At 66.0% G+C, this 21,367-nt stretch carries 24 protein-coding genes; 11 read left to right on the top strand and 13 right to left on the bottom strand.

Annotated elements, in window-relative coordinates; genetic code table 11:
- Window positions 1-98 precede the first annotated feature (98 nt).
- The 3 genes from ACODRZ_RS22240 to ACODRZ_RS22230 form a co-directional block, all read right to left on the bottom strand.
- Complete coding sequence (locus tag ACODRZ_RS22240) at window positions 99-1,058, bottom strand: helix-turn-helix domain-containing protein (RefSeq protein WP_488972545.1); 960 nt, start codon at window positions 1,056-1,058, stop codon at window positions 99-101.
- A gap of 151 nt (window positions 1,059-1,209) precedes the next feature.
- Entirely contained in the window at window positions 1,210-3,486 is a 2,277-nt protein-coding gene (gene ptsP / locus ACODRZ_RS22235) for a phosphoenolpyruvate--protein phosphotransferase (protein ID WP_488972546.1), read from the bottom strand.
- A gap of 143 nt (window positions 3,487-3,629) precedes the next feature.
- Window positions 3,630-3,785 carry a YdcH family protein gene (locus ACODRZ_RS22230; protein ID WP_488972547.1) on the bottom strand — a complete coding sequence of 52 codons (156 nt, stop codon included), beginning with the start codon at window positions 3,783-3,785 and terminating at the stop codon, window positions 3,630-3,632.
- Between the two features lie 249 nt (window positions 3,786-4,034).
- Between ACODRZ_RS22230 and ACODRZ_RS22225 the strand changes: the two genes are divergently transcribed.
- The 7 genes from ACODRZ_RS22225 to ybaL all read left to right on the top strand — a co-directional run bounded on the left by ACODRZ_RS22225 (window position 4,035) and on the right by ybaL (window position 10,341).
- Entirely contained in the window at window positions 4,035-4,232 is a 198-nt protein-coding gene (locus ACODRZ_RS22225; protein WP_232492982.1) for a YdcH family protein, read from the top strand.
- Window positions 4,233-4,369: 137 nt separating this feature from the next.
- On the top strand, window positions 4,370-4,861 hold the full coding sequence (locus ACODRZ_RS22220; protein WP_488972548.1) for a DUF1465 family protein: 492 nt from the start codon (window positions 4,370-4,372) through the stop codon (window positions 4,859-4,861).
- Between the two features lie 94 nt (window positions 4,862-4,955).
- Window positions 4,956-5,870, top strand: coding sequence for an MBL fold metallo-hydrolase (locus ACODRZ_RS22215; protein WP_488972576.1), 915 nt, complete (start codon window positions 4,956-4,958; stop codon window positions 5,868-5,870).
- 78 nt (window positions 5,871-5,948) lie between these two features.
- Window positions 5,949-6,659: a hypothetical protein gene (locus tag ACODRZ_RS22210; protein ID WP_488972549.1), complete on the top strand. Its 711-nt coding sequence runs from the start codon at window positions 5,949-5,951 to the stop codon at window positions 6,657-6,659.
- A gap of 349 nt (window positions 6,660-7,008) precedes the next feature.
- Window positions 7,009-7,995, top strand: a complete 987-nt coding sequence (gene nadA / locus ACODRZ_RS22205) for a quinolinate synthase NadA (protein WP_488972550.1) — start codon at window positions 7,009-7,011, stop codon at window positions 7,993-7,995.
- A gap of 234 nt (window positions 7,996-8,229) precedes the next feature.
- A complete protein-coding gene (locus ACODRZ_RS22200) occupies window positions 8,230-8,568 on the top strand; it encodes a hypothetical protein (RefSeq protein ID WP_008833587.1) in 339 nt (112 codons plus the stop codon).
- 93 nt (window positions 8,569-8,661) lie between these two features.
- Window positions 8,662-10,341: a YbaL family putative K(+) efflux transporter gene (gene ybaL / locus ACODRZ_RS22195; RefSeq protein WP_488972551.1), complete on the top strand. Its 1,680-nt coding sequence runs from the start codon at window positions 8,662-8,664 to the stop codon at window positions 10,339-10,341.
- Between the two features lie 297 nt (window positions 10,342-10,638).
- On the opposite strand, the gene trxC is transcribed toward ybaL, so the two are convergent.
- From trxC to ACODRZ_RS22170, 5 genes are all read right to left on the bottom strand, one after another.
- Window positions 10,639-11,082 (bottom strand): thioredoxin TrxC, encoded by a 444-nt coding sequence (gene trxC, locus ACODRZ_RS22190; protein WP_488972552.1) that lies wholly within the window; start codon window positions 11,080-11,082, stop codon window positions 10,639-10,641.
- Between the two features lie 51 nt (window positions 11,083-11,133).
- Window positions 11,134-11,682, bottom strand: a complete 549-nt coding sequence (locus tag ACODRZ_RS22185) for a pseudouridine synthase (RefSeq protein ID WP_488972553.1) — start codon at window positions 11,680-11,682, stop codon at window positions 11,134-11,136.
- A gap of 4 nt (window positions 11,683-11,686) precedes the next feature.
- Complete coding sequence (locus tag ACODRZ_RS22180; RefSeq protein ID WP_488972554.1) at window positions 11,687-12,634, bottom strand: DMT family transporter; 948 nt, start codon at window positions 12,632-12,634, stop codon at window positions 11,687-11,689.
- Between the two features lie 78 nt (window positions 12,635-12,712).
- The gene (locus ACODRZ_RS22175; RefSeq protein ID WP_488972555.1) at window positions 12,713-13,699 is read right to left on the bottom strand and encodes a TerC family protein; all 987 of its coding nucleotides are present in this window, start codon (window positions 13,697-13,699) and stop codon (window positions 12,713-12,715) included.
- A gap of 48 nt (window positions 13,700-13,747) precedes the next feature.
- On the bottom strand, window positions 13,748-13,930 hold the full coding sequence (locus ACODRZ_RS22170) for a DUF465 domain-containing protein (RefSeq protein WP_488972556.1): 183 nt from the start codon (window positions 13,928-13,930) through the stop codon (window positions 13,748-13,750).
- Window positions 13,931-14,217: 287 nt separating this feature from the next.
- Between ACODRZ_RS22170 and ACODRZ_RS22165 the strand changes: the two genes are divergently transcribed.
- Genes ACODRZ_RS22165 through ACODRZ_RS22155 form a run of 3 tightly spaced genes read left to right on the top strand, consistent with a single transcriptional unit; the run spans window position 14,218 to window position 15,609 of the window.
- Window positions 14,218-15,129 carry an SPFH domain-containing protein gene (locus ACODRZ_RS22165; RefSeq protein WP_488972557.1) on the top strand — a complete coding sequence of 304 codons (912 nt, stop codon included), beginning with the start codon at window positions 14,218-14,220 and terminating at the stop codon, window positions 15,127-15,129.
- Between the two features lie 7 nt (window positions 15,130-15,136).
- Window positions 15,137-15,340, top strand: coding sequence for a type II toxin-antitoxin system antitoxin (locus ACODRZ_RS22160; RefSeq protein ID WP_488972558.1), 204 nt, complete (start codon window positions 15,137-15,139; stop codon window positions 15,338-15,340).
- 2 nt (window positions 15,341-15,342) lie between these two features.
- Window positions 15,343-15,609 carry a hypothetical protein gene (locus ACODRZ_RS22155; RefSeq protein WP_488972559.1) on the top strand — a complete coding sequence of 89 codons (267 nt, stop codon included), beginning with the start codon at window positions 15,343-15,345 and terminating at the stop codon, window positions 15,607-15,609.
- Window positions 15,610-15,636: 27 nt separating this feature from the next.
- Here ACODRZ_RS22155 and ACODRZ_RS22150 read toward each other — a convergent pair whose 3' ends face one another.
- From ACODRZ_RS22150 to ACODRZ_RS22130, 5 genes are all read right to left on the bottom strand, one after another.
- On the bottom strand, window positions 15,637-16,488 hold the full coding sequence (locus ACODRZ_RS22150) for a dienelactone hydrolase family protein (protein ID WP_488972560.1): 852 nt from the start codon (window positions 16,486-16,488) through the stop codon (window positions 15,637-15,639).
- A gap of 51 nt (window positions 16,489-16,539) precedes the next feature.
- Window positions 16,540-16,941 (bottom strand): VOC family protein, encoded by a 402-nt coding sequence (locus ACODRZ_RS22145; RefSeq protein ID WP_488972561.1) that lies wholly within the window; start codon window positions 16,939-16,941, stop codon window positions 16,540-16,542.
- 162 nt (window positions 16,942-17,103) lie between these two features.
- The gene (gene purU, locus ACODRZ_RS22140) at window positions 17,104-17,958 is read right to left on the bottom strand and encodes a formyltetrahydrofolate deformylase (protein WP_488972562.1); all 855 of its coding nucleotides are present in this window, start codon (window positions 17,956-17,958) and stop codon (window positions 17,104-17,106) included.
- A gap of 11 nt (window positions 17,959-17,969) precedes the next feature.
- On the bottom strand, window positions 17,970-18,995 hold the full coding sequence (locus ACODRZ_RS22135) for an NAD(P)H-dependent flavin oxidoreductase (RefSeq protein WP_488972563.1): 1,026 nt from the start codon (window positions 18,993-18,995) through the stop codon (window positions 17,970-17,972).
- A 116-nt stretch (window positions 18,996-19,111) separates the two neighbouring features.
- Entirely contained in the window at window positions 19,112-19,516 is a 405-nt protein-coding gene (locus ACODRZ_RS22130; protein WP_488972564.1) for a hypothetical protein, read from the bottom strand.
- 135 nt (window positions 19,517-19,651) lie between these two features.
- Between ACODRZ_RS22130 and ACODRZ_RS22125 the strand changes: the two genes are divergently transcribed.
- Entirely contained in the window at window positions 19,652-21,175 is a 1,524-nt protein-coding gene (locus ACODRZ_RS22125; RefSeq protein WP_488972565.1) for a catalase, read from the top strand.
- Window positions 21,176-21,367: the final 192 nt, after the last annotated feature.

Raw genomic sequence — 21,367 nt, 5'->3', positions numbered from 1 at the left:
CCCGAGCCGCCCTCGCCTGTCGAGGCGCGGCCGCTCGGAAAGTCGTGGAAAGCGGCCGTCCGGATGCTTGTTGCCCCGGATGTTCAGTACCCCGATAGTTACTGCGCCGTAGGGGGCAGCAGCGATTCCGGTGTCGGCACTTCGGCAGGTTCGCGCTGAGCGGCACTGGCCGCCGGACGGGGAGCCGGGCGGCGCGCCGGCACGCGCGTCGCAACCGGAGCCGGGGCGCCGGTTGCAGTCGCAGCCGGCGACGCACCTGCGCCCGGAACCGCCGGAGCGGCGCCACGTGCGAGAAGGTCGGCCGCCGCCAGCGAGACGCCGGACACGAGACGCGGCTCGGTCGAAAGCGGCGGGATCGCCTTGCCGCCTACGGTGATCTGCAAGGCGTCGGGCCGCCCGGTGCGCAATTGCAGGCCGGTAGCCCCGGCAGGCACGGCCCAGTTCTCGCCCTTCGCGAGTTCCTTCTGCAGCACCTGGTCTCCCTTGGCGTCCGTCACCTTGACCCAGACCTTGTCGCCCGTCGCGGTCAGCACGACGGGACCGCCAGTGGGGGCCGGAGCCGGAGCGGCGGGAGCCGCGGCCCTGGGCGCAGCCGGAACCGCAGTCCGCTCTGCAACAAGATCGGGAAGCTGGCCTTCGGGCGACAGGAAGTTGCTCCAGAACAGCAGGAGCGCGCCGACCACGACGACCACACCGATCACCGCCGCCCAGGCGAGGCCGCGCGTCGGAACGCGCGCGGGATCACCCGGCTCGAAACTCGGCACATATTCGACGCGCTCACCGGCATCGTGATCGAGCTGTTCGCGCACCTTGGCAGCGATCATCCGCTCATCGAGGCCGATGGCGCGCGCGTAAGTGCGTGCGAAACCCACCGCATAAGTACGCGCGGCCAGATCGCCGAGACGGTCCTCCTCCAGCGCGATCAGGTGGCGTTCGGCGATCTTGGTCTGGGACGCGATATCCGCACGGCTCTTGCCCAGCGCCTCGCGGCCTGCACGAAGCTGGCTTCCGACGCTCTGCGGTCCACGCGCAAGACCCTGGGTTTCGACGTTTTCCAATTCCGCTCCGTTTGGCGTGGTAAATGCGACCTGATCGGCGCCTAACCAAACCGTCTGACCGGATAATGTCAATCAGGCCCTACCTGTTCCGGTCAAATTTATAGGGCAAAATCATTGTCCGCCCCGGCCGAGACCGGAACGGAACTGCAAATCAGTCGATCGAGATGTCCCGCTCCGCCGCCCAGGCCACCATTGCGCCGCGCAAATCGGCCGGAGGCGCGGCAAGCCAGCGTTCCATCGCAGCCGTGATCGCGGGCAGATCGACCTTGCCGACAAGCTCCTTGATCGGGCCGACCGCCGCCGGGGTGATCGACATGCGCCGGATACCGAGGCCCAGCAGCGCCAGCGCCTCAAGCCGCCGCCCGCCCATCTCGCCGCATACGCTGATGTCCACCGAAGTACCGTCCAACGTGCGCACGACGCGGCGCAGGAAACGCAGGATCGCCGGGCTCAACCAGTCGTAGCGCTCGGCCAGCTTGGGGTTCGAGCGGTCCGCCGCGAAGAGAAACTGGGTAAGGTCGTTCGTGCCGATAGAAAGGAAAGAAATCTTCGGCGCCAGCAAATCGAGCTGCTCGGCCAGAGAGGGCACCTCCAGCATCACGCCGTAGCGGATGGCCTCGGGCAATACCTTCTTCTGGCGGCGCAGGTAGGCGAGCTGGCCGTCGAACACGGCCTTGGCGGCGTCGAATTCCCAGGGCTCTGCGACCATGGGGAACATAACGTTGAGCGGCCGCCCCGCCGCCGCCTCCAGCAGCGCGCGGGCCTGCGCCTTAAGCAGCGCGTCGCGCTCCAGCGCCACGCGCAGGGCACGCCAGCCCATCGCGGGGTTCTCCTCCCCCTCACCGTCGTCGTGGCGCAGGTAGGGGAGCGTCTTGTCACCGCCGATGTCGACCGTGCGGAACACCACCGGGCGATCCCCTGCCGCATCCATGACGTCGCGGTAGAGGCGCGTCTGCTTCTCGCGCTGGGGGAGCGTGGCGGAAACGAGGAACTGGAACTCGGTCCGGAACAGGCCGATCCCGTCCGCCCCGGTGAGGTTGAGATTGGCGACATCGTCCCGCAGCCCCGCGTTGATCATCACCTTGATGCGCGTGCCGTCGCGCGTGGTCGCAGCAACGTCGCGCATGCCGGCATAGACCGCCTGCCGCTCCCGGTTGCGGGCGAAGCGGGCCTCGAACGCCTCGACCACACCGGCCGACGGGCGCACCATCGTCGTCCCCTGGTCGGCGTCGAGCAGCAGTGGATCGCCTTCGCGAACGACCCCGCGCAGCCCCCGCACGCGGCCCAGCACCGGGATGCCCATGGCGCGGGCAACGATGACGACGTGGCTGGTGAGCGAACCTTCTTCAAGGATCACACCCTTCAGGCGCCGCTTGTCGTATTCCAGCAGTTCCGCTGGCCCGAGATTGCGCGCGATCAGGATCGCGTCGTTGCGCAGTCCCATCGAGGCCGCCGTGCCGATCTGGCCCGAGACGATCCGCAACAGGCGGTTCGCCAGATCCTCCAGGTCGTGCATGCGGTCCGCGAGCAGCGGGTCGTCGATCTGGCGCATCCGCATGCGGGTGCGCTGCTGCACGCGCTCGATCGCCGCTTCGGCCGTCAGGCCACTGTCGATCGCCTCGTTGATGCGGCGCGTCCAGCCTTCGTCGTAGGCGAACATGCGGTACGTCTCGAGCACTTCCTCATGCTCGCCGCCCATGCCGAACTCGGCCTGGTTGGCCATCCGGTCGATCTGCTCACGCATGCGGTCGAAAGCGAGAATGACGCGCTGGCGCTCCGCCTCGGTATCTTCGGCGACGATATGCTCGATGGTGACGCGCGGCTGGTGGTAGACGGCGACGCCCGAAGCGAGGCCCTTCACCAGCGTCAGGCCGCGCAGCTGTTCCGGCCCGGTCTGGGCGGCAGTGAGCGCGCGGGCGTCCTCCTCGTCGATGAGGTCGGCATTGACGATGAGTTCGGACAGAACCATCGCCACCGTCTGCAGCGCCTCGATCTCCACTTCCTCGTAGCGGCGCGGCTCGACGTGCTGGACACAGAGTGCGCCAACAGCACGTTCGCGCCGAACGATCGGCACGCCGGCGAAGGAGTGGAACTTATCCTCGCCCGTTTCCGGGCGATACATGAAGTCGGGATGCGCGGCCGCTTCGGCCAGGTTCAGCGTCTCGATCCGGTCAGCGATGGAGCCCACCAGACCTTCACCCACCGCCATGCGGGTGACGTGGACCGCCTCCTGCGCGAGGCCGCGCGTCGCGAAGAGTTCGAGCATGCCTTCACGAAGGAGATAGATCGAGCAGACCTCGCTGTTGAGGCACTCACCTATCACTTCCACGACGTTGTTGAGCTTTGTCTGCGCATTACTGCGCGACGCCATCACCTCGTGAAGGCTGGTGAGGATGGTCCGGGCTGCTTCGACGGCTCCACTGGTCATTCCTTTGGCGTAACGCAAAGTCATGGCTTTGGGAACGCAGCGGATGCCGTCGATTCAGCTTATGCGGGTGATATTGCGAGATTCCCGGTTGTCCGGTGGAATTCTCCGCGCTCAGGACCCTCTACAAGACTGGAAATCGGCGATCAGAACCGCCCGATCTCCTCCTTGATGCGAAGCTTGCGCTTCTTGAGGGACTGGACGATTGCGGCATCAGGGATCGGGCGGCTCAATTCCTCGTGGATCTGCCGTTCGATACCGGCATGCTTGAGCTGCAGAGCGCTGACGTGCGAATTATCCATTGGACGTTCCTCCTTATAGGGGCCGGACCCTTGCCTTAAGGCAAACTGCGAACGGTGCTCTTGTAGAGCCATGACGAGCGACCTGACTGGGCGACTCGACACTGGTGGGCCGGCGCAAAAACCAAGGAACCACATCCGGAGCACCTTGCGAAGACCCCTCTTGCTTCATATCGGTGAATCGCGTGAATCATGCGTTGGGCAGGATTCGGTCCCGCCGTTACACAGGCTTGATACTTAAGGAATTCCGGCGTGACCGAAGAGGAAATGCGCAAACGCCTCGAAATCCTGAAAGTCGAACACCGCGACCTCGACGCCGCTATCGACGCGCTGATGAACGCGGGTGGCGGCGACATGCTCCAGATCGCGCGACTCAAGAAGCGCAAGCTGCGCCTCAAGGACCAGATCGCGCAGATCGAAGACTACCTGATCCCCGACATCATCGCCTGATTTCTCCATTTCCGCGCGATCGGGATTAACTTGCGTTCACCCCGGAGGCGTGCCGTTCAGGGACAGGCTCATATTTGCGCCGGATTATCGACTCGCACCGCTTGCCGCCGATTCCCGGCTGGGAAATAGCAAAGGGCATGTCGAAACCGGCAACCATCAACCTGCGCATCGTCGAGGCGCTTTATTGCGAGGCCCTCGTCCTCTCCGACGAGGTGCGTGCGGCATTCAGCTTGTCCGGCCGGCTCGACGCGGCCTGCGCCGACCGGGGACGCATCGATGAGGACCAGTCGCGCGTGGCGCTGTCGAGCGAGGGGCTGCGCACGACCACCCGGATGATGCACGCGATCGCCTGGCTGCTCAATCAACGCGCCTTTTTCATGGGCGAGATCAGCGACTTGCAACTGCGACGCCACGGCCGCCTGTCGCCCGCCCTGCTTCAGTCCGACCCGGCCCATGCCGTCCTGCTGGAGCCCGCCACCGCCCGGCTGGTCGAGGCAACACGCATGTTCTACGAGCGTCTGCTGCGCCTCGACCAGTTCTGGCGGCTGACGACTCCCGCCGCCTTCAGCGCGATCGAGCAGTTGCGCGAACGGATCGAGGGCCGGATCGAGAGCCGGATCGCGGTGTAAAACCGCTGGCGACACGGCTCCACACGGTTCCACATGCCGCCGCCACGACCGTCCCGAGGTCGACATGGCGCTCCATTCGCCCCATATCGCGCGCATGAACGCTCCTGCTGAGATCGACCGGCCCTACACCGTGGCCGAACCCATCGGCCCGCTGGTCCGGCGCGTACTGGCGCGCAATCCGTCGCCCTTCACCTTCACCGGCACCCAGACCTATCTGGTCGGGGGATCCGGTGCCGGCGAAAGCAGCCGGGACGTCGCGGTCATCGATCCCGGTCCCGACGACACCGAGCATCTCGACGCGCTGATGGCCGCGATCGGCGACGACCGTGTGGTCGCGATCTGCTGCACCCACACGCACCGCGACCACTCGCCCGCGGCCGCTCCGCTGGCCGCGCTGACCGGGGCACCGATCGTCGGCTGCGCGCCGCTGGTGCTGAGCGACGACGGCCCACGCGCCGATGCCTCGTTCGACGAAAGCTATGCCCCCGACCGCGTGCTTGCGGACGGCGAGGCGGTGACCGGAACCGGCTGGACGCTGCGCGCGGTGGCGACGCCGGGACATACCTCCAACCACTTGTGCTTCGCGCTGGAACGCGATGGAGAAGAAACCGGCGCGCTGTTCACCGGCGATCACGTCATGGGCTGGTCCACCAGTGTCGTCTCGCCGCCCGACGGCGACATGACCGCCTACATGGCCAGCCTCGCCCGCCTCTACGAGCGCGAGCAGGACACCGTTTACTACCCTGCCCACGGTCCGGCGGTGGAGAAGCCCCGCCAACTGGTGCGCGGCATGATCGGCCACCGCCGCCAGCGCGAGCGGCAGATCCTGCGCCAGATCGAATCGGGCGTCACCCGGATCGCGGAGATGGTGCCGCTGATGTACAAGGGCGTCGACGAAAGGCTCTGGCCCGCCGCCGGACGCTCGGTTCTGGCCCATCTGATCGATCTGGAAAAGCGTGGCATTACAATGCAACGCGAAGACGAGTGGACGCTCATCGCCGCGAATTAGTCGTTCGTCGACAAGTATTGCCCCAATAAGTCGCAAGGCAGTATTATCCGCCACCATCGAAAGGGTGGAGGGCAATTCATGGCAACGGCTGCCGACGCGCGGGTATCGCGTCTCTCGTTCTGGGCGAAGATGATGATCGGCGTCAGCCTGTTCATCGTATTCGGCTTTGCACAATTCGGTCTGCGCGGCTTCGTGCCCTACGCGCAAGTGCCGGTGATCTTTCACGTCCATGGCGCGGCGATGCTGGCATGGCTGGCGCTCGCGGTGACGCAGGCGCTGCTTGGGACCGGCGCCGGACTGGAATTGCACCGGCGGCTTGGCTGGGCGAGCGCGGTGATGCTGCCGACCATCGTGGTGCTGGCCAGCCTCACCTGCCTCGCGGGCCTTCGCACCGGCATGTTCCCGCCGTTTTTCACGCCCGCCTATTTCCTGGCACTGGTTCATGTCTCGGTGCTGGTCTTCGCGGCGCTCGTCATCGCCGCAGTGGCGCGGCGCGGACAGCCGGACTGGCACAAGCGGCTGATGCTGGGCTCCACCATCCTGATCATGGAGCCCGCGCTCGGCCGGGTGCTGCCGATGCCTTTCATCATGCCCTGGGGCGAATGGCTGTCGATGGCGATCCAGCTTGGCGTCGTCGCATTGATCGTGCGCCATGACCGGCGCGAGAGCGGGCATGTCCATCCCGCCACCGTGACCGCCGGGCTGGCGGTCGTGCTCGCCCACGTCTTAGTCGAATGGCTGGCGATCACACCGCCGTGGATCGCCTTCGCGGGCAGGTTTACCGCCTGAAGCGGAAGCTACCTCTGTACCAATCCCGTCATCCCAGCGAAGGCTGGAACCGCTGTGACCATGATCGCCCCTGTCGACAGGGTATTGCGAAATTCATGCCGGCCTTGCCGAGCAGCAGCGTGATGACGTGAGCGGTCCCAGCCTTCGCTGGGATGACGATCATGTTTGCACGGCCGCAACGGGACGCAACCGGAAAATCCGCTTGCCGCGAAAAAGCATTCCGCCGCGCCCTCATTTGATCAGAACCGCCTTACCCATCGCCTGAAAATTCCGCTTGGGTCCTTGGGCCAGCGTCCCTAGATAGACCCCGCCCGCAGCAAGGTTCGGGCGAGGATGTACAGGAACGACCATGACCGTAATGCCCGCCGACCTCTCAGGCATCGACGTGCGCGCCGAGATCGAGCGCCTGCGCAAGGAACGCAATGCGGTCATCCTCGCCCATTACTACCAGAAGCCCGAGCTTCAGGACCTTGCCGACTTCGTGGGCGACAGCCTTGAACTCAGCCGCAAGGCGGCGGAAACCGACGCCGACGTCATCGCCTTTTGCGGCGTCAAGTTCATGGCCGACACCGCCAAGATCCTCTCCCCGAACAAGATCGTCGTGCTGCCCGACCTCAACGCCGGCTGCAGCCTTGAGGATTCCTGCCCGCCGGAGAAGTTCAAGGCCTTCCGCGAGGCGCATCCCGATCACATCGCGCTGACCTACATCAACTGCTCGACCGAGGTTAAGGCGCTGTCCGACGTCATCGTCACCAGTTCCAGCGCCGAGACGATCCTGCAGCAGATCCCGCTGGACCAGAAGATCATCTTCGGCCCCGACCGCCACCTCGGCGGCTACCTTGCGCGCAAGTTCAACCGCGAGATGCTGCTGTGGCCGGGCGTGTGCATCGTGCACGAGGCGTTCAGCGAGACCGAACTGCTGAAACTGCGCGCCGAGCACCCCAACGCACCGATCGCCGCGCACCCGGAATGCCCGCCGCACATCGTCGACCATGCCGATTACGTCGGCTCCACCAGCGGCATCCTGCAGTATGCGAAGACGATGCCCGGCGACACGCTGATCGTGGCGACCGAGCCGCACATCATCCACCAGATGCAGCTGGCGATCCCGAACAAGACCTTCATCGGCGCGCCCGGTGCGGACGGCAACTGCAATTGCAACATCTGCCCCTACATGGCGCTCAACAACCTCGAAAAGCTGTACATCGCCCTGCGCGACCTCTCGCCGCGGGTGGAGATCGAGGAACCGCTGCGTCTGGCGGCGAAGAAGAGCCTCGACCGCATGCTGGAGATGGCCAGCGGCACGATCGGGAAAGGCGACCTGGGCGCGCGCTGATCCTCCCCGGAACGGGGAGGGGGACCACTCGAAGAGTGGTGGAGGGGCACGCGCCGGATCGCGCACCCTCGAAGGACAACGCTTTTCCCGGGACGCGCAGCACGGGTTAGGCAATCCCGAGGGTGCCCCTCCACCATGCTTCGCATGGTCCCCCTCCCCCGTTGGGGGGAGGAACTGGCGAAACCTCTTTGCGCTTCCTATGTTGTATGGGAACGAACCGGGGAGCCCTGAAACTTGCGTGACGTCCTCATCCTGAGGAAACTGAAGGTCTGGTGCCTGCTGCTGCTGGCCGCCGTCTTCGCGCACGCACTGATCCCGATCGAGGCCCGCGCTTCCGGCTCCGCCTTCAGCCCTTCCACGGTCGAGGTATCGACCGGCCACTCCCTGCGTGTGGCTGCCGTGCGCAAGCTCGCCCCCCAGCGTGACCCGCTCGGCAGGGGGATGTTGCTCGCCGCCTCTTCCCAGGACCGGAAAGCACGGGACGCCCGCGCCTGCCCCGCCCCGGCCGCAGCCTCCGGCCCGCCCGGCTGGCGCTGCGCGCTGTCGCAACCCAGAGCCCCGCCCTTCGCCTGACACGCCGCCGGATCGCAATGCCGATCCGACAGTTTCAGCAAGGCCGGAGCGGCGCATTCCAGCGCGTCCCGGCAGCGAAGCACGGGACATCCAATGCCTCATCACACTCCCCTGATCGGCACCATCGTTGCCGGTCTGGTGATCGCCTTCTTCATGGGGGCGCTTGCCCACCGCCTGCGGGTCTCCCCCATCGCAGGCTACCTTCTCGCCGGCGTCATGGTCGGCCCCTTCACGCCCGGCTTCGTCGCCGATGCCGGGCTCGCACAGGAACTCGCCGAGATCGGCGTGATCCTCCTCATGTTCGGCGTCGGCCTGCATTTCTCGCTGCGGGACCTGCTGGCGGTGAAGAACATCGCCATCCCCGGCGCACTGGTGCAGATCGCCGTCGCGACCCTGCTGGGCATCGGCATCGGCTATATGATGGGCTGGGGCCTTGCTGCCGGCTTCGTCTTCGGCCTCGCGCTCTCGGTGGCGAGTACCGTGGTGCTGCTGCGTGCGCTGCAGAGCCGCAACCTCGTCGAGACCGAGCGCGGACGCATCGCCGTCGGCTGGCTGATCGTCGAGGATCTGGTCATGGTCCTCGCGCTGGTGCTGCTGCCTGCGCTGGCCTCGGGCCTCTCGGGAGGCGACGGCGCGGCAAGCCTGCCATGGGTGATCTCGACCACGCTCCTCAAGGTCGCAGGCTTCGTGGCGCTGATGCTGATCGTCGGGCGCCGCGTGCTGCCTTGGGCGCTGCACTGGGTGGTCCACACCGGATCGCGCGAGCTGTTCCGCCTTGCCGTCCTTGCGGTGGCTCTCGGCGTGGCGTTCGGGGCGGCCTATGCCTTCGACGTCAGCTTCGCGCTGGGTGCCTTCTTCGCAGGCATGATCCTGGGTGAAACCCAGCTGTCCCGCCGCGCCGCCGAGGAAACGCTGCCCTTGCGCGACGCTTTCGCGGTGCTGTTCTTCGTCTCGGTGGGCATGCTGTTCGACCCCTCGGTGGTGACCGAGCAGCCGATTCCGCTACTGGTCACCGTGCTGACGATCGTCGTCGGCAAGTCGCTGGCCGCCTGGCTGATCGTACGCGCCTTCGGCTACGAGAACGACAAGGCGCTGACGATCTCCGCCAGCCTTGCGCAGATCGGCGAGTTCTCGTTCATCCTCGCCGGTCTGGGAGCGGGCCTTGGCCTGCTACCCGAGGCAGGGCGCGACCTGATCCTGGCGGGCGCGATCATTTCGATCTTCCTCAATCCCTTCATCTTCAACTTCGCGGTCGGCAGCACCAGCGCGGTGAAGAAGCAGCTGGAAGAGGACGCCGAACGAACCGAGATCGAGCACGAGAAAAAGCGCGAGGAGCACGTCATCCTCGTCGGCTATGGCCGCGTCGGCAAGCTGGTGGCCCACGCCCTGCGCGCCGCGCCGACCGCGGTCCTGCTCATCGAAGCCCAAAGCGATCTCGCCCGCGAGGCCCGCGCCGAGGGCTTCGAGGTCATCACCGGCAACGCGGTGGAACCCGACGTCCTGAGGGAAGCGGGCATCGAGCGCGCCCACCGCATGCTCATCGCCATCCCCGAAGGCTTCGAGGCGGGCGCGATCTGCGAGGCCGCCCGCAAGCTGCGCCCCGACCTCTCGGTGATCGCCCGCGCCCACTCGGACGCGCAGTTCGCGCATCTCGTGGAGCACGGGTGTGACAAGGTGGTGCTGGGCGAGCGGGAGATCGCACGGCAGATGCTGGAACTGATCGGCGCCAGCGCCAGCCGCATCGCTGCGGTGCCGGACGTCAAATCGGCATGAGGGCGAGGAGAAAACCGCCCGGTTGGTTCAAGTGGGCGGTCTGGGGCGGGATCATACTGGCCGTCGCCGTCCCGACCGCCTGCGTGATGAACCACGGGGCGGTGCCGGGCTACGACACCTTCCCGTCTTTGCCGCACTGACGCACCACCGACTTCAATCAGAACGTGATCATCCCCGCGAATGCGGGGATGACGACAGTGTTCGATGCGAACGTGCCTTGGAGGGGGCGAACTCGAACTCCATCGCCCGTGAACAGATACATCACATACGACACGGGACGTCCAGCCCGCCCCGGTCCTACCCCGCAGCCGCCGCTGCCCGCGCCCAGGACACGATCGCGCCGGGCGGCATGGCACCGGACTTGCGCGCGATCTCACGGCCCTTGCGGACCAGCACCAGGGTCGGGATCGACTGGATGCCAAAGCGCGCGGCGATGGCGCCTTCCGCCTCGGTATCGAGCTTGCCGAGGCGAATCTCGGGCTCGAGCTGGGCTGCCGCCGCCGCAAAGGCCGGGGCCATCTGGCGGCAAGGCCCGCACCAGGCGGCCCAGAAGTCCACCAGCAGCGGCAGGTCGCCGCGTCCGGCATGGGCATCGAAATTGGCCGACGTCAGCACCACCGGAGCGGCGGTGAACAGCAGCCCGCCGCACTTACCGCATTTTCCGCCCGCGCCCAGCCGCTCCACCGGCACGCGGTTGGAAGTCGTGCAGGTGGGGCAAACGACGATCGCGCTATCGGACATGCATGGTTCTCCCAGGTGCCTGATTCAGGACCGAATGTAGAGGCACCCGGGTCAGACCGCCACCTCGCGCCATTCGCCCGGAGCGATCCCCTCGAGCGTCCAGTCGCCGATCCGCCAGCGCACGAGGCGCAGCGTCGGATGGCCTGCTGCCGCAGTCATGCGCCGGACCTGGCGGTTGCGCCCTTCTTGCAGGGTCAGTTCGATCCAGCAGTCGGGCACCGTCTTGCGAAACCGGACCGGAGGATTGCGCGGCCACAGCTCGGGAGCATCGATGCGGCGCGCACCCGCCGGCAGCGTCGGCCCGTCGTTCAGCATCACTCCCTTGCGCAAGGCTTCCAGCGCGGCCTCGTCCGGCTCACCCTCGACCTGTACGAGATAGGTCTTGGCCATCTTGAAGCGCGGGTTCGAGATGCGCGCCTGCAAGCGCCCGTCGTCGGTAAGCAGCAGCAGTCCTTCGCTGTCACGGTCGAGCCTTCCGGCCGGATAGACGCCTGGCACCTTCACAAAGTCCGAAAGCGTCGCGCGCGGAGTTGGCGATTTCAGGTCTGTGAACTGCGGCAGCACGTCGTAGGGCTTGTTGAGCAGGATCAGGCGGGCCATCGGTTCAGTCCTCCGCGGAGCTGTTGTTGGCGGCGGGCCGGCTGGTTGCAGGCCTGTCGGCAGCGCGGGCCATCGTCAGCGCGACGGCAAGCAGGATCATGCCGACGACATCCAGCCCGCTCAGCGTTTCCCCGAAGGCCAGCCAGCCAACCGTCGCCGCCAGCGCCGGCTGGGTCATCAGCGCCAAACCGATCACCAGCGGGGTGAAATGACGCAGCGAGTAGATCAGGAACCCCTGCCCGATCAGCTGGCTCGACAGCGCGAGCGCGATCAGCGGCGTCCAGTCGCGCGGCATAACAACCTCGCCCAACAGCACCGCGACAAGCAGCATGACCGGCACGCTCGCGGCCGTCGATACCGCCAGGAGCGAATATTGCCCCCGGCCCTGACGCACCCCGTTCAGCAGGATGATATAGACCGCGTAGAACGCGCCGCCGAGCAGGCAGAACAAGTCTCCGGCAAGGTTGGTGCGGCTGATCTCCAGCGACCCGCCCATCAGCAGCAGCGCCCCCGCCAGCGCGGCGAGGACGGCGCTGACCTCCAGCATGCGCGGGGCGCGGCGGGCAGTGGCAAGGCCCCAGACCATCACGATCAGGCTGCCGGAATTGCCGAACAGCGAGGCATTGCCCACCTTGGTCCGCACGATACCGAAGTGCCAGGCGGCAAGGTCGAGCGCGAAGAACACCCCCGCCGCGATCACCAGCGCGATCACACCTGGCGGCATCCGGCGCTGCATCACCGGTTCACGCGAGGCGAGCAGCACGAGCACCGGAAGCGCCAGGGTCAGCCGCCAGAACCCGGCGGCGACCGGTCCGGTATCCGCGAGGCGTACCAGCCAGGCCCCCAGCGCAAGGGCGACATTCGCGGCCAGCAGCGCGAGCAAGTGGCGCGCGGTCCAGTCGTGGCCGGGGCTGGACCGCGACAATGCGGACAAGGCAGGAGCGGTGCTCATCCCCGGCGTCCTAGAGCCTGTCCCGACAGGATGGAAGCGCCAAGCCCATCCTCCATCATGGCCGCTGGAAGCCCCGGATCAAATCCGCGGCGACGGCCCTCCCTGCCCGCGCGTCTTCCACAAGGACCAGCCCACGCCGCTTGCGATCAGCGCCAGAGTCACGCCAAGGCTGATCAGCGGCGGGAACTTCGCGCCGCCAAGGGCAAAGTCGGCGATCAGGATCTTGCCACCGATGAACACCAGCACCAGCGCCAGAGCATACTTCAGGTAGTGGAAGCGATGCACCATCGCTGCCAGCGCGAAGTACAGCGCGCGCAGGCCGAGGATCGCCATGATGTTCGAGGTGTAGACGATGAAGGTGTCGGTGGTGATCGAGAAGATCGCCGGCACCGAATCGATCGCGAACACCAGGTCGGCCAGGTTGATCACCACCAGCGCCAGGAACAACGGCGTCGCCGCCCATACCAGCCGGCCGTTGCGGTTGGTCTCCCTGACGAAGAAGTGCTCGGCATGGTGCTGCTTGGTCACGCGCATATGGCGCGAAATCCAGCGGATCGCGGCATTGTTGCCGATGTCGGGGTCATGGTCGCTGGTGAACAGCATCTTGATCCCGGTGAAGATCAGGAACGCGGCGAACAAATACATGACCCAGTAGGCATGGGCGACGAGCGCAGCGCCGCCCGCGATCATCAGGCCGCGCAGCACGATGACGGCAAGGATGCCCCACAGCAGCGCGCGGTACTGGTACTTGGGCGCGATCGCGAAGTAGCCGAAGATCATCGATATGACGAAGACGTTGTCGATCGAGAGCGCCTTCTCGATGAAGTAGCCGGTGTAGTAGTCGATCGCGGGTGCGGAGCCCTTGGCCCACCAGATCCATGCGCCGAAGATCATGGCGATGCCGATGTAGAACACCGACAGCTTCAGGGATTCGGCGATGCCCATCTCCCGGTCGTCCTTGTGCAGGACGCCGAGGTCGAAGGCAGTGAGAAGAAGGACCATGGCGGCGAAGGCCAGCCAGAACCAGGCAGGCGTGCCCAGCCAGTCCATGAAGAGAAATTCCATGATGGAGCGCCCTTTACGGGAAGGAAACGGATGCGCCGACGCGCAGGGTTAGAGGCCGGCGAACGAGCGCGGCAGCGGCAACAGCCGCCCCAGCCTTTCCCTGAGCCTGGTCTTCCGTTTCATCAGCCGCGCGACCTCAAGCGGGTCCTTGCGGTGGTTCGCCTTCTGGCGGCGGATCGCGGCGTCGAGCTTCTGGTGGAGCTCCAGCAGGCGAAACATGCGGTCGGTCATCATCGTATCCCTATCGAACGGGTTGAAGTTCGATCGGATGAGCGGCGCTGCGGTTGCGTAAGAAAACAATGCTGAACCTGCACCGGTATCACCCGATGCGGTCCGACATCACGAGGCGTGTGGGAAAATCCCGATCACGCCGCGCCAGAGGGGCCCGGCCCGCAAAGCCCTTGGTACGACCGAATCGCTCCGGGTTCAAGTCATTCCTCCCGGAATTCGGGGAGGCACGATTGACGGCAGCCACGATTTCGATATTAAAGTGATATCACTTTTAGAGGGGTTCACCGATGTCCGATTCGCATCTGCCCATCAACGCCAGCCGGGAGAGGACCGCCTCCACCCAGAGCGGCTACGTCATGCTCGTCGCCTGTCTCGTGCTGATCGCGGTGATCCTGTTCTGCGTCGTCACGCTGGCAAGCGGCGATCCGGGACCGGCTACGGTGCTGGGCTTCCTCGCCTTCATCATCCCCGCCGTCATCGCCAACGTGCTGATCCTCAGCGGCTTCTACATGATCCAGCCCAACCAGGCGGCCGCTATCACGCTGTTCGGCAGCTACAAGGGGACAGACCGCGTCGCCGGGCTGCGCTGGGTCTGGCCGTGGATGGGCAAGACCAAGATTTCGGTACGCTCGAACAACGTCGTGTCGGAGAAGCTCAAGGTCAACGACCTGCGCGGCAACCCGATCGAGATCGCCACCAACGTGGTGTGGCGCGTTGCCGACACCGCGCAGGCGCTATACGACGTGGACGATTACAAGGCCTTCGTGAACGTGCAGATCGAATCCGCCGTGCGCTCGATCGGTTCGCGCTATGCCTATGACGACGTCGAGGACGCCGAGATCACCCTGCGCGGCAGCCATGAGCAGGTGAACGCCGAACTGCGCACCGAACTGATCGAACGCCTGCGCGTGGCGGGGCTGACCGTCGACGAATGCGGCCTCACGCACCTTGCCTACGCGCCAGAGATCGCCGGAGCCATGCTGCGCCGCCAGCAGGCCGAGGCGGTGATCGGCGCACGGCGCAAGCTGGTGGAAGGCGCGGTCTCGATGGTCGAGATGGCACTGGCGCAGCTCTCGGAGAAGAACGTGGTCGAACTCGACGATGAGCGCCGCGCGGCGATGGTCTCGAACCTGATGGTCGTGCTCTGCGGCGAGCGCGACACCCAGCCCGTCGTCAACACCGGCTCGCTCTACTCGTAAGGTTGCCATGGCGTCCCCCGGCAAGAAGGCCTTCGCGCTCCGTCTCGATCCGGCGCTCTACACGGCGCTGGAGCGGGTGGCGGCGGCCGATCTGCGCTCGGTGAACGCCGAAGTCGAAGTGCTGCTGCGCGAGGCCCTCGCCCGGCGCGGCATCAGGGTGGAGGCGAGCGAGACCGCAAGGCGCGGACGCCCGCCCAGGGATGGAGACTGACCATGCTGCACAAGCTGTTCGAGGACGGCGACTGGTTCGCGCCCAAGCGCTTCGGCTATGGCGCCGGGCTGCCGATCGCGTGGCAAGGCTGGGTCGTTTGCGCGCTCTACTTCGGAGTGCTCGGCGGGATCGCGCTGCTCGACAAGTCAGGCGGGACGGGCGCGAAGGCGGGGTCCTTCACCCTGTTCCTGCTGGCGACAAGTGTGTTCGCGCTCATCGTGGCGCGCCATACGCGCGGCGGCTGGAAGTGGCGCTGGGGCGGGGATTGAGCTGTTTTCAGCGCTTTATCACTACCTTCACAATTTCGCGAACAGCGCCACCATCGCCTTCCACGCCCGATCCGCCTCGCCCGGGTCGTAGGCCGGGGAATCCGGCACGCACCAGCCATGGTCGGCGGCGTAGACTTCCACATCGGCGGGGCGCTTCGCCGCATCGGCGGCCCTGCGCAGTTCGTTCTTGACCTCGGGCTGCTTGGCGTCGTCGTTGCGGGCGATGGCGAAGATGTAGCTCGCCTTCGTCTTTTCCAGCAGACGGTGCGGACTATCGGGCGCATCGGTCACCAGACCCGCCCCGTGCAGCGACACCGCCACACCCACGCGGCCAGGCACCGCCGCTGCCGTGCGCACCGTGAACGGCCCGCCCATGCAATAGCCATTGCTGCCGATCTTCCGCTTCGGGTCCACCGCATCCTGCCCGTCGAGGAACGCGACGTAAGCCTTCGCATCGCGGGTGATCGCCTCGGGCGTGAGCATCGCGCGCATCGGGCCGACTTTCGCCTGTCCTTCGGGCGTGCGGTACTCGGCGAAGCTCTTCATGATCGGAGCCGGGCCGGAGCGATAATAGGGGTTCACGACAAGGACCGCGAAACCCTGCGCGGCGAGGCCACGCGCCATGATCTTCTTGGCCTCGCGAAGCCCGGCTATGTCCGGCCACATGACCACGCCCGGGTGCTTGCCCTTCCCGGGATGGACGAAGAAGGCGTCGCACACCCCGTCCGCCGTGGTGATCGAGACCATGCGTTCGGTCAACTCGCCGCTGCCTTCCGCCGCGATCGCAGTGCAGCCGATCAGCGCCAGCCCCGCGCCCAGCAGGGAGAATGCGCGCCGGTCGAGGCGGCTGAAGTCGTCGGCGGTGTAGTCGTCACACATGGGCTCACCCTTCGCTGCTTTCCCGCAGCCTAGCGAGCCCCGTGCCCGACCTCAATCGCCGTTGAAGTTCAACTCCAAGTTCACCGCATTGGGATCGGCGAGGAACAGTTGCCTCAGGCCGATGTGCGTCAGGTCATTGAACCGGTAGGCGAGGCCCAGTTCGTCCAGCTTCGCGCGGGTGGCGTCGAAACCGCTGCAGCGCAAGGCGACATGGTGAAAGCCGTTGGTCGATTCGCCGGGCAGGTAATCGTCGTATCGACCCGGCGCCGTCGTTCGATCGACGAGATGGATTATCGGCAGCCCCGCACCGTCGCGCATCCAGTAGCCGGCGACTCCGGTGCGGATCGAGGGGTTCTCGCTGCGGATCAGGCCCAGCACCCGCTCGTAGAACGTGGCGGTGCCTTCGAGGTCGTCGGTCAGGATGTTGACGTGATCGATGCCGCTGACCTGCATGGTGCTCTCCCTTGGTTAGACAAGGAGTACCCACCCCTGCCCCCTCCCGCAAGCGGGAGGGGAATTCCCCCTCCCCGGTCGAAGCCCCCGCAGGAATAGCGCTGACGTCCGATCCTTCGACAAGCTCAGGATGAGCGGTGTGTGAGGCGGAAAACTCCGGCCTCAGCTCCGGAACACCACCGTCCGCGCTCCGTTCAGCAGCACCCGGTCCTCCAGATGCAGCCGCACCGCCTCGGCCAGCACGCGGCGTTCGATGTCGCGGCCCTTGCGGACCATGTCCTCGGGCGTATCCGAATGCGTTACCGGCTCCACGTCCTGATGGATGATCGGGCCTTCGTCGAGGTCGGCGGTCACGTAATGCGCGGTCGCCCCGATCATCTTCACCCCGCGCGCGTGCGCCTGATGATAAGGCTTGGCGCCCTTGAAGCCCGGCAGGAACGAGTGATGGATGTTGATGCAGCGCCCCGAAAGGAAGCCCGCCATCTCGTCCGAGAGGATCTGCATGTAGCGCGCCAGCACCACCAGTTCCGCGCGCGTCTCGTCGACGATGGCGCGGATCTGCGCTTCCTGCGCGGCCTTCTCGCCCTTGGCCATCGGCAGATGGTGGAAGGGAATGTCCCCCAACATCAGCGTGTTGATCGCCTCACGCGGGTGGTTGGAGACGACGCCGACGATGTCCATCGCGATCTCGCCGATGCGGTGGCGATAGAGCAGGTCGGCGAGGCAGTGGTCGAACTTGCTGACCAGCAGCAACACCCGGCGCGGCCGGTCGCGGCGCTGCATCGACCAGGCCATGCCGTATTCGTGCGCGATCTGACCGAAGCCCTCGCGGATATCCTCGCGGTCCGTCGCGCCCGGATCGAAGGCCACGCGCATGAAGAAGCGGCCCTGCTCCAGATCGTCGAACTGCTGCGCCTCGGTGATGTTGGCGCCCATCTGCGCGAGATAGCCCGTCACCCGGGCGACGATGCCCGGACGGTCGGCACACGAAAAGGCGAGGATGAGCGGCTCGGCCATATCCCTGCCCCTTACGCCGCGACGGCGCCGCGATTGGTCAGCGCGGCCTCGCTCTCGGCCATGAGCGCGGCGATGATCTCGGCCACCGGCTCTTCCTTGCCGACCATGCCGACCGACTGGCCCGCCATGATCGAGCCGTTCTCGACGTCGCCGTCGATCACCGCGCGGCGCAGGGCACCGGCCCAGAAGTGCTCGATCTTGAGCTGCGCCTCGCCCATGTCGACCTCGCCCGCGTCCAGCAGGCGCGCGACTTCGATCTGCTTGGCGGTGAACTCCTCCGTGCCCTTGTTCTTGAGCGCGCGCACCGGGATCACCGGCAGGCGCGGATCGACCTGCACCGATGCGATTGCATCGCGGGCCGAGGCGCGGAAGAACGCCTTCTTGAACGCTTCATGCGCGATCGACTCGCTCGCGCAGGCGAAGCGGGTGCCGAGCTGCACGCCGGCCGCGCCCATTTCGAGGTATCCGGCGATCGCCTCGCCCCGGCCGATGCCGCCCGCGACGAACACGAGGTTGTCGGCGGCGAGGCTCGGCAGGATTTCCTGCGCCAGCACCGAGGTCGAGACGGGGCCGATGTGGCCGCCCGCTTCCGAACCCTCGATCACCAGCGCGTCCGCGCCCGAGCGCAGCAGCTTCTTGCCCAGCGCCAGTGTGGGCGCGAAGCAGATGACCTTGGCGCCGTTACCCTTGATCGCCTCGACGCTGCCCTTGGGCGGAATGCCGCCTGCGAGCACCACGTGCGTGACGCCGTGCTTCGCGCAGACGTCGATCAGGTCGAACAGCATCGGGTGCATGGTGATGAGGTTCACGCCGAAGGGCCTGGACGTCAGCGCCTTGGTGGCGGCGATCTCGGTGTCGAGCAGCTGCGGGGTCATCGCCCCGCAGGCGATCACGCCGAAGCCGCCCGCATTGCTGATCGCGGAAACGAGGTTGCGCTCGGACACCCACGACATCGCGCCGCACAGGATGGCCGTCTCGGTGCCGAGGAATTCGCAGCCGCGCGCCATCAGCGCGGAAGTCTTGGTGAAGGCGGTCATGAAATTCCCATAGCCCGGATTTTTGTTCAGCCGTGCGCCATAGGGTGACGAGCCGCACCACACAAGCGGCGAGCGACGGAACCAAATGGCGACAAGTTCGTTCAGGTGAGGCACAGTTACATGGAAATCAGGGGGTCAATTTCGATATGCACCAGGACGACGAGCCGCTGAACGCCGCCGCTACGACACCGTCTGGCCCGGAAGCGGTCGCCGCGCAGGGCGTAACGATCGACGAACATCTCTTCGAGGACATCCTGGATCTTGAAGGCGCGCTGCGGTTGAGCACACAGGCCACCGCCGGTCTCGGCGCCCCACGCGCCACGGAAATCGAGATGCTCGGTCACAAACTGCCCCAGCCTGCCGCCGCGAAGATGCAGGACCTTGCCGGGGAAGTGCGCAAAGCCACGCAGAAAGGCGATCTGGCCCGAGTTCGCGAATGCCACCTGCAAGTCATCGACACGCTGGTTTCGCTTCGCACGACATGCTGGGCCACAAGAGCCGAAGAATAAATCGAGTTTCATCGGCTTTCCCGATTACTCTTACATGTTCGTATAGCTTCTCCGCCTTGGCGGGCTTCGTTAGGTCTAAAGCAGAGCCGCCAAAAGGCAGCACACGCCAATCCATGACCAAAGGCCCATGACCAAAGGAGAGCCGACATGCACGGATCCAACTCAGACGAGCCCAAGTGCCCCTACGGCCACGGCGCCGCCACTCCGCTGACCACGCAGTTCGGCGCGCCGGTCGTCGACAACTCCAACTCCTACACCGCCGGGCCGCGCGGGCCGCTGCTGATGCAGGACGTCTGGCTGATCGAGAAGCTGGCGAACCTCAACCGCGAAGTGATCCCCGAGCGGCGCATGCACGCCAAGGGCTCAGGCGCATTCGGCACCTTCACCGTCACCGGTGACGTTGCGAAGTACACCCGCGCGAAGTTCCTCGCCGAAAAGGGCAAGCAGACCGAGCTGTTCGCCCGCTTCACCACCGTCGCCGGAGAGCGCGGCGCGGCCGATGCCGAGCGCGACATTCGCGGCTTCGCGGTAAAGTTCTACACTGAGGAAGGCAACTGGGACATGGTCGGCAACAACACGCCGGTCTTCTTCGTGCGCGATCCCCGCCACTTCGCCGATCTCAACAAGGCAGTGAAGCGCGATCCGCGCACCAACATGCGCAGCGCGCAGAACAACTGGGACTTCTGGACCCTGCTGCCCGAGGCCTTCCACCAAGTCACTTACGTGATGGGCGATCGCGGCATCCCCAAGTCGTACCGCCACATGGACGGGTTCTCCAGCCACACCTACTCGTTCTACAACGAGGCGGGCGAGCGGTTCTGGGTGAAGTGGCACTTCAAGACCCAGCAGGGCCACGCGCACCTGACCGACGCCGAAGCCGCCGAAGTCGTCGCCGGCGACCGCGAGAGCAACCAGCGCGATCTCTACGAGGCGATCGAGCGCGGCGAGTTCCCGAAGTGGAAGGTCATGGTCCAGATCATGGACGAGGCCGAAGCGGAAACCTGCGGCTTCCACCCCTTCGATCTCACCAAGGTCTGGTCGCAGAAGGTCTATCCGCTGATCGAGGTCGGCATGATGGAACTGAACCGCAACCCGGAGAATTTCTTCGCGGACGTGGAACAGAGTGCCTTCAGCCCGTCCAACCTAGTCCCCGGCATCGGCGTCTCGCCCGACAAGATGCTGCAGGCGCGCCTGTTCGCCTATTCGGACGCGCAGCGGTATCGTCTGGGGGTCAACCACCACCAGATCCCGGTGAACGCGGCGCGCTGCCCGGTGTTCAACAACCACCGCGACGGCCAGGGCCGGGTCGATGGCAACTACGGCGGGTTGCTGCACTACCACCCGAACTCGTTCGACCAGTGGCAGGGCCAGCCCGAATTCCGCGAACCGCCCCTGCGCCTCTCGGGCGCTGCCGACTTCTGGAACTTCCGCGAGGATGACGACGACTACTACAGCCAGCCGCGCGCACTGTTTCAGCTGATGGACGATGCCCAAAAAGAGCGCCTGTTCGGCAACACCGCCCGTGCCATGGGCGACGCGCCGGACTTCATCAAGCAGCGCCACATCGACAACTGCGCCCGCTGCGATCCGGCTTACGGTGCGGGCGTGGCGGCCGCGCTGGGAATGAGCGTGAGCGCCGACCTCTCGCCGGTGCCCGAACTGGCGGACTGACTTGACGGCCGAATAAAAAGGCCCCGTGTGCGGTGATCCGCGCACGGGGCCTTTTTCGTGCCCGGCTTTCCAAATGCCCCCACCTCCCACACCCCGCTCATGCTGAGCGTGTCGAAGCGTGGGAGGCACAGTGCCCCGTCTGATGGGGCTTCGACAAACTCAGCCTGAGCGGGTTGAGAGTGAGGAGAAGGA

This window comes from Novosphingobium sp. FG90, assembly GCF_057808725.1.
Note: the sequence above shows the minus strand (reverse complement) of the source record. Positions and strands in the feature narration are given on the sequence as shown.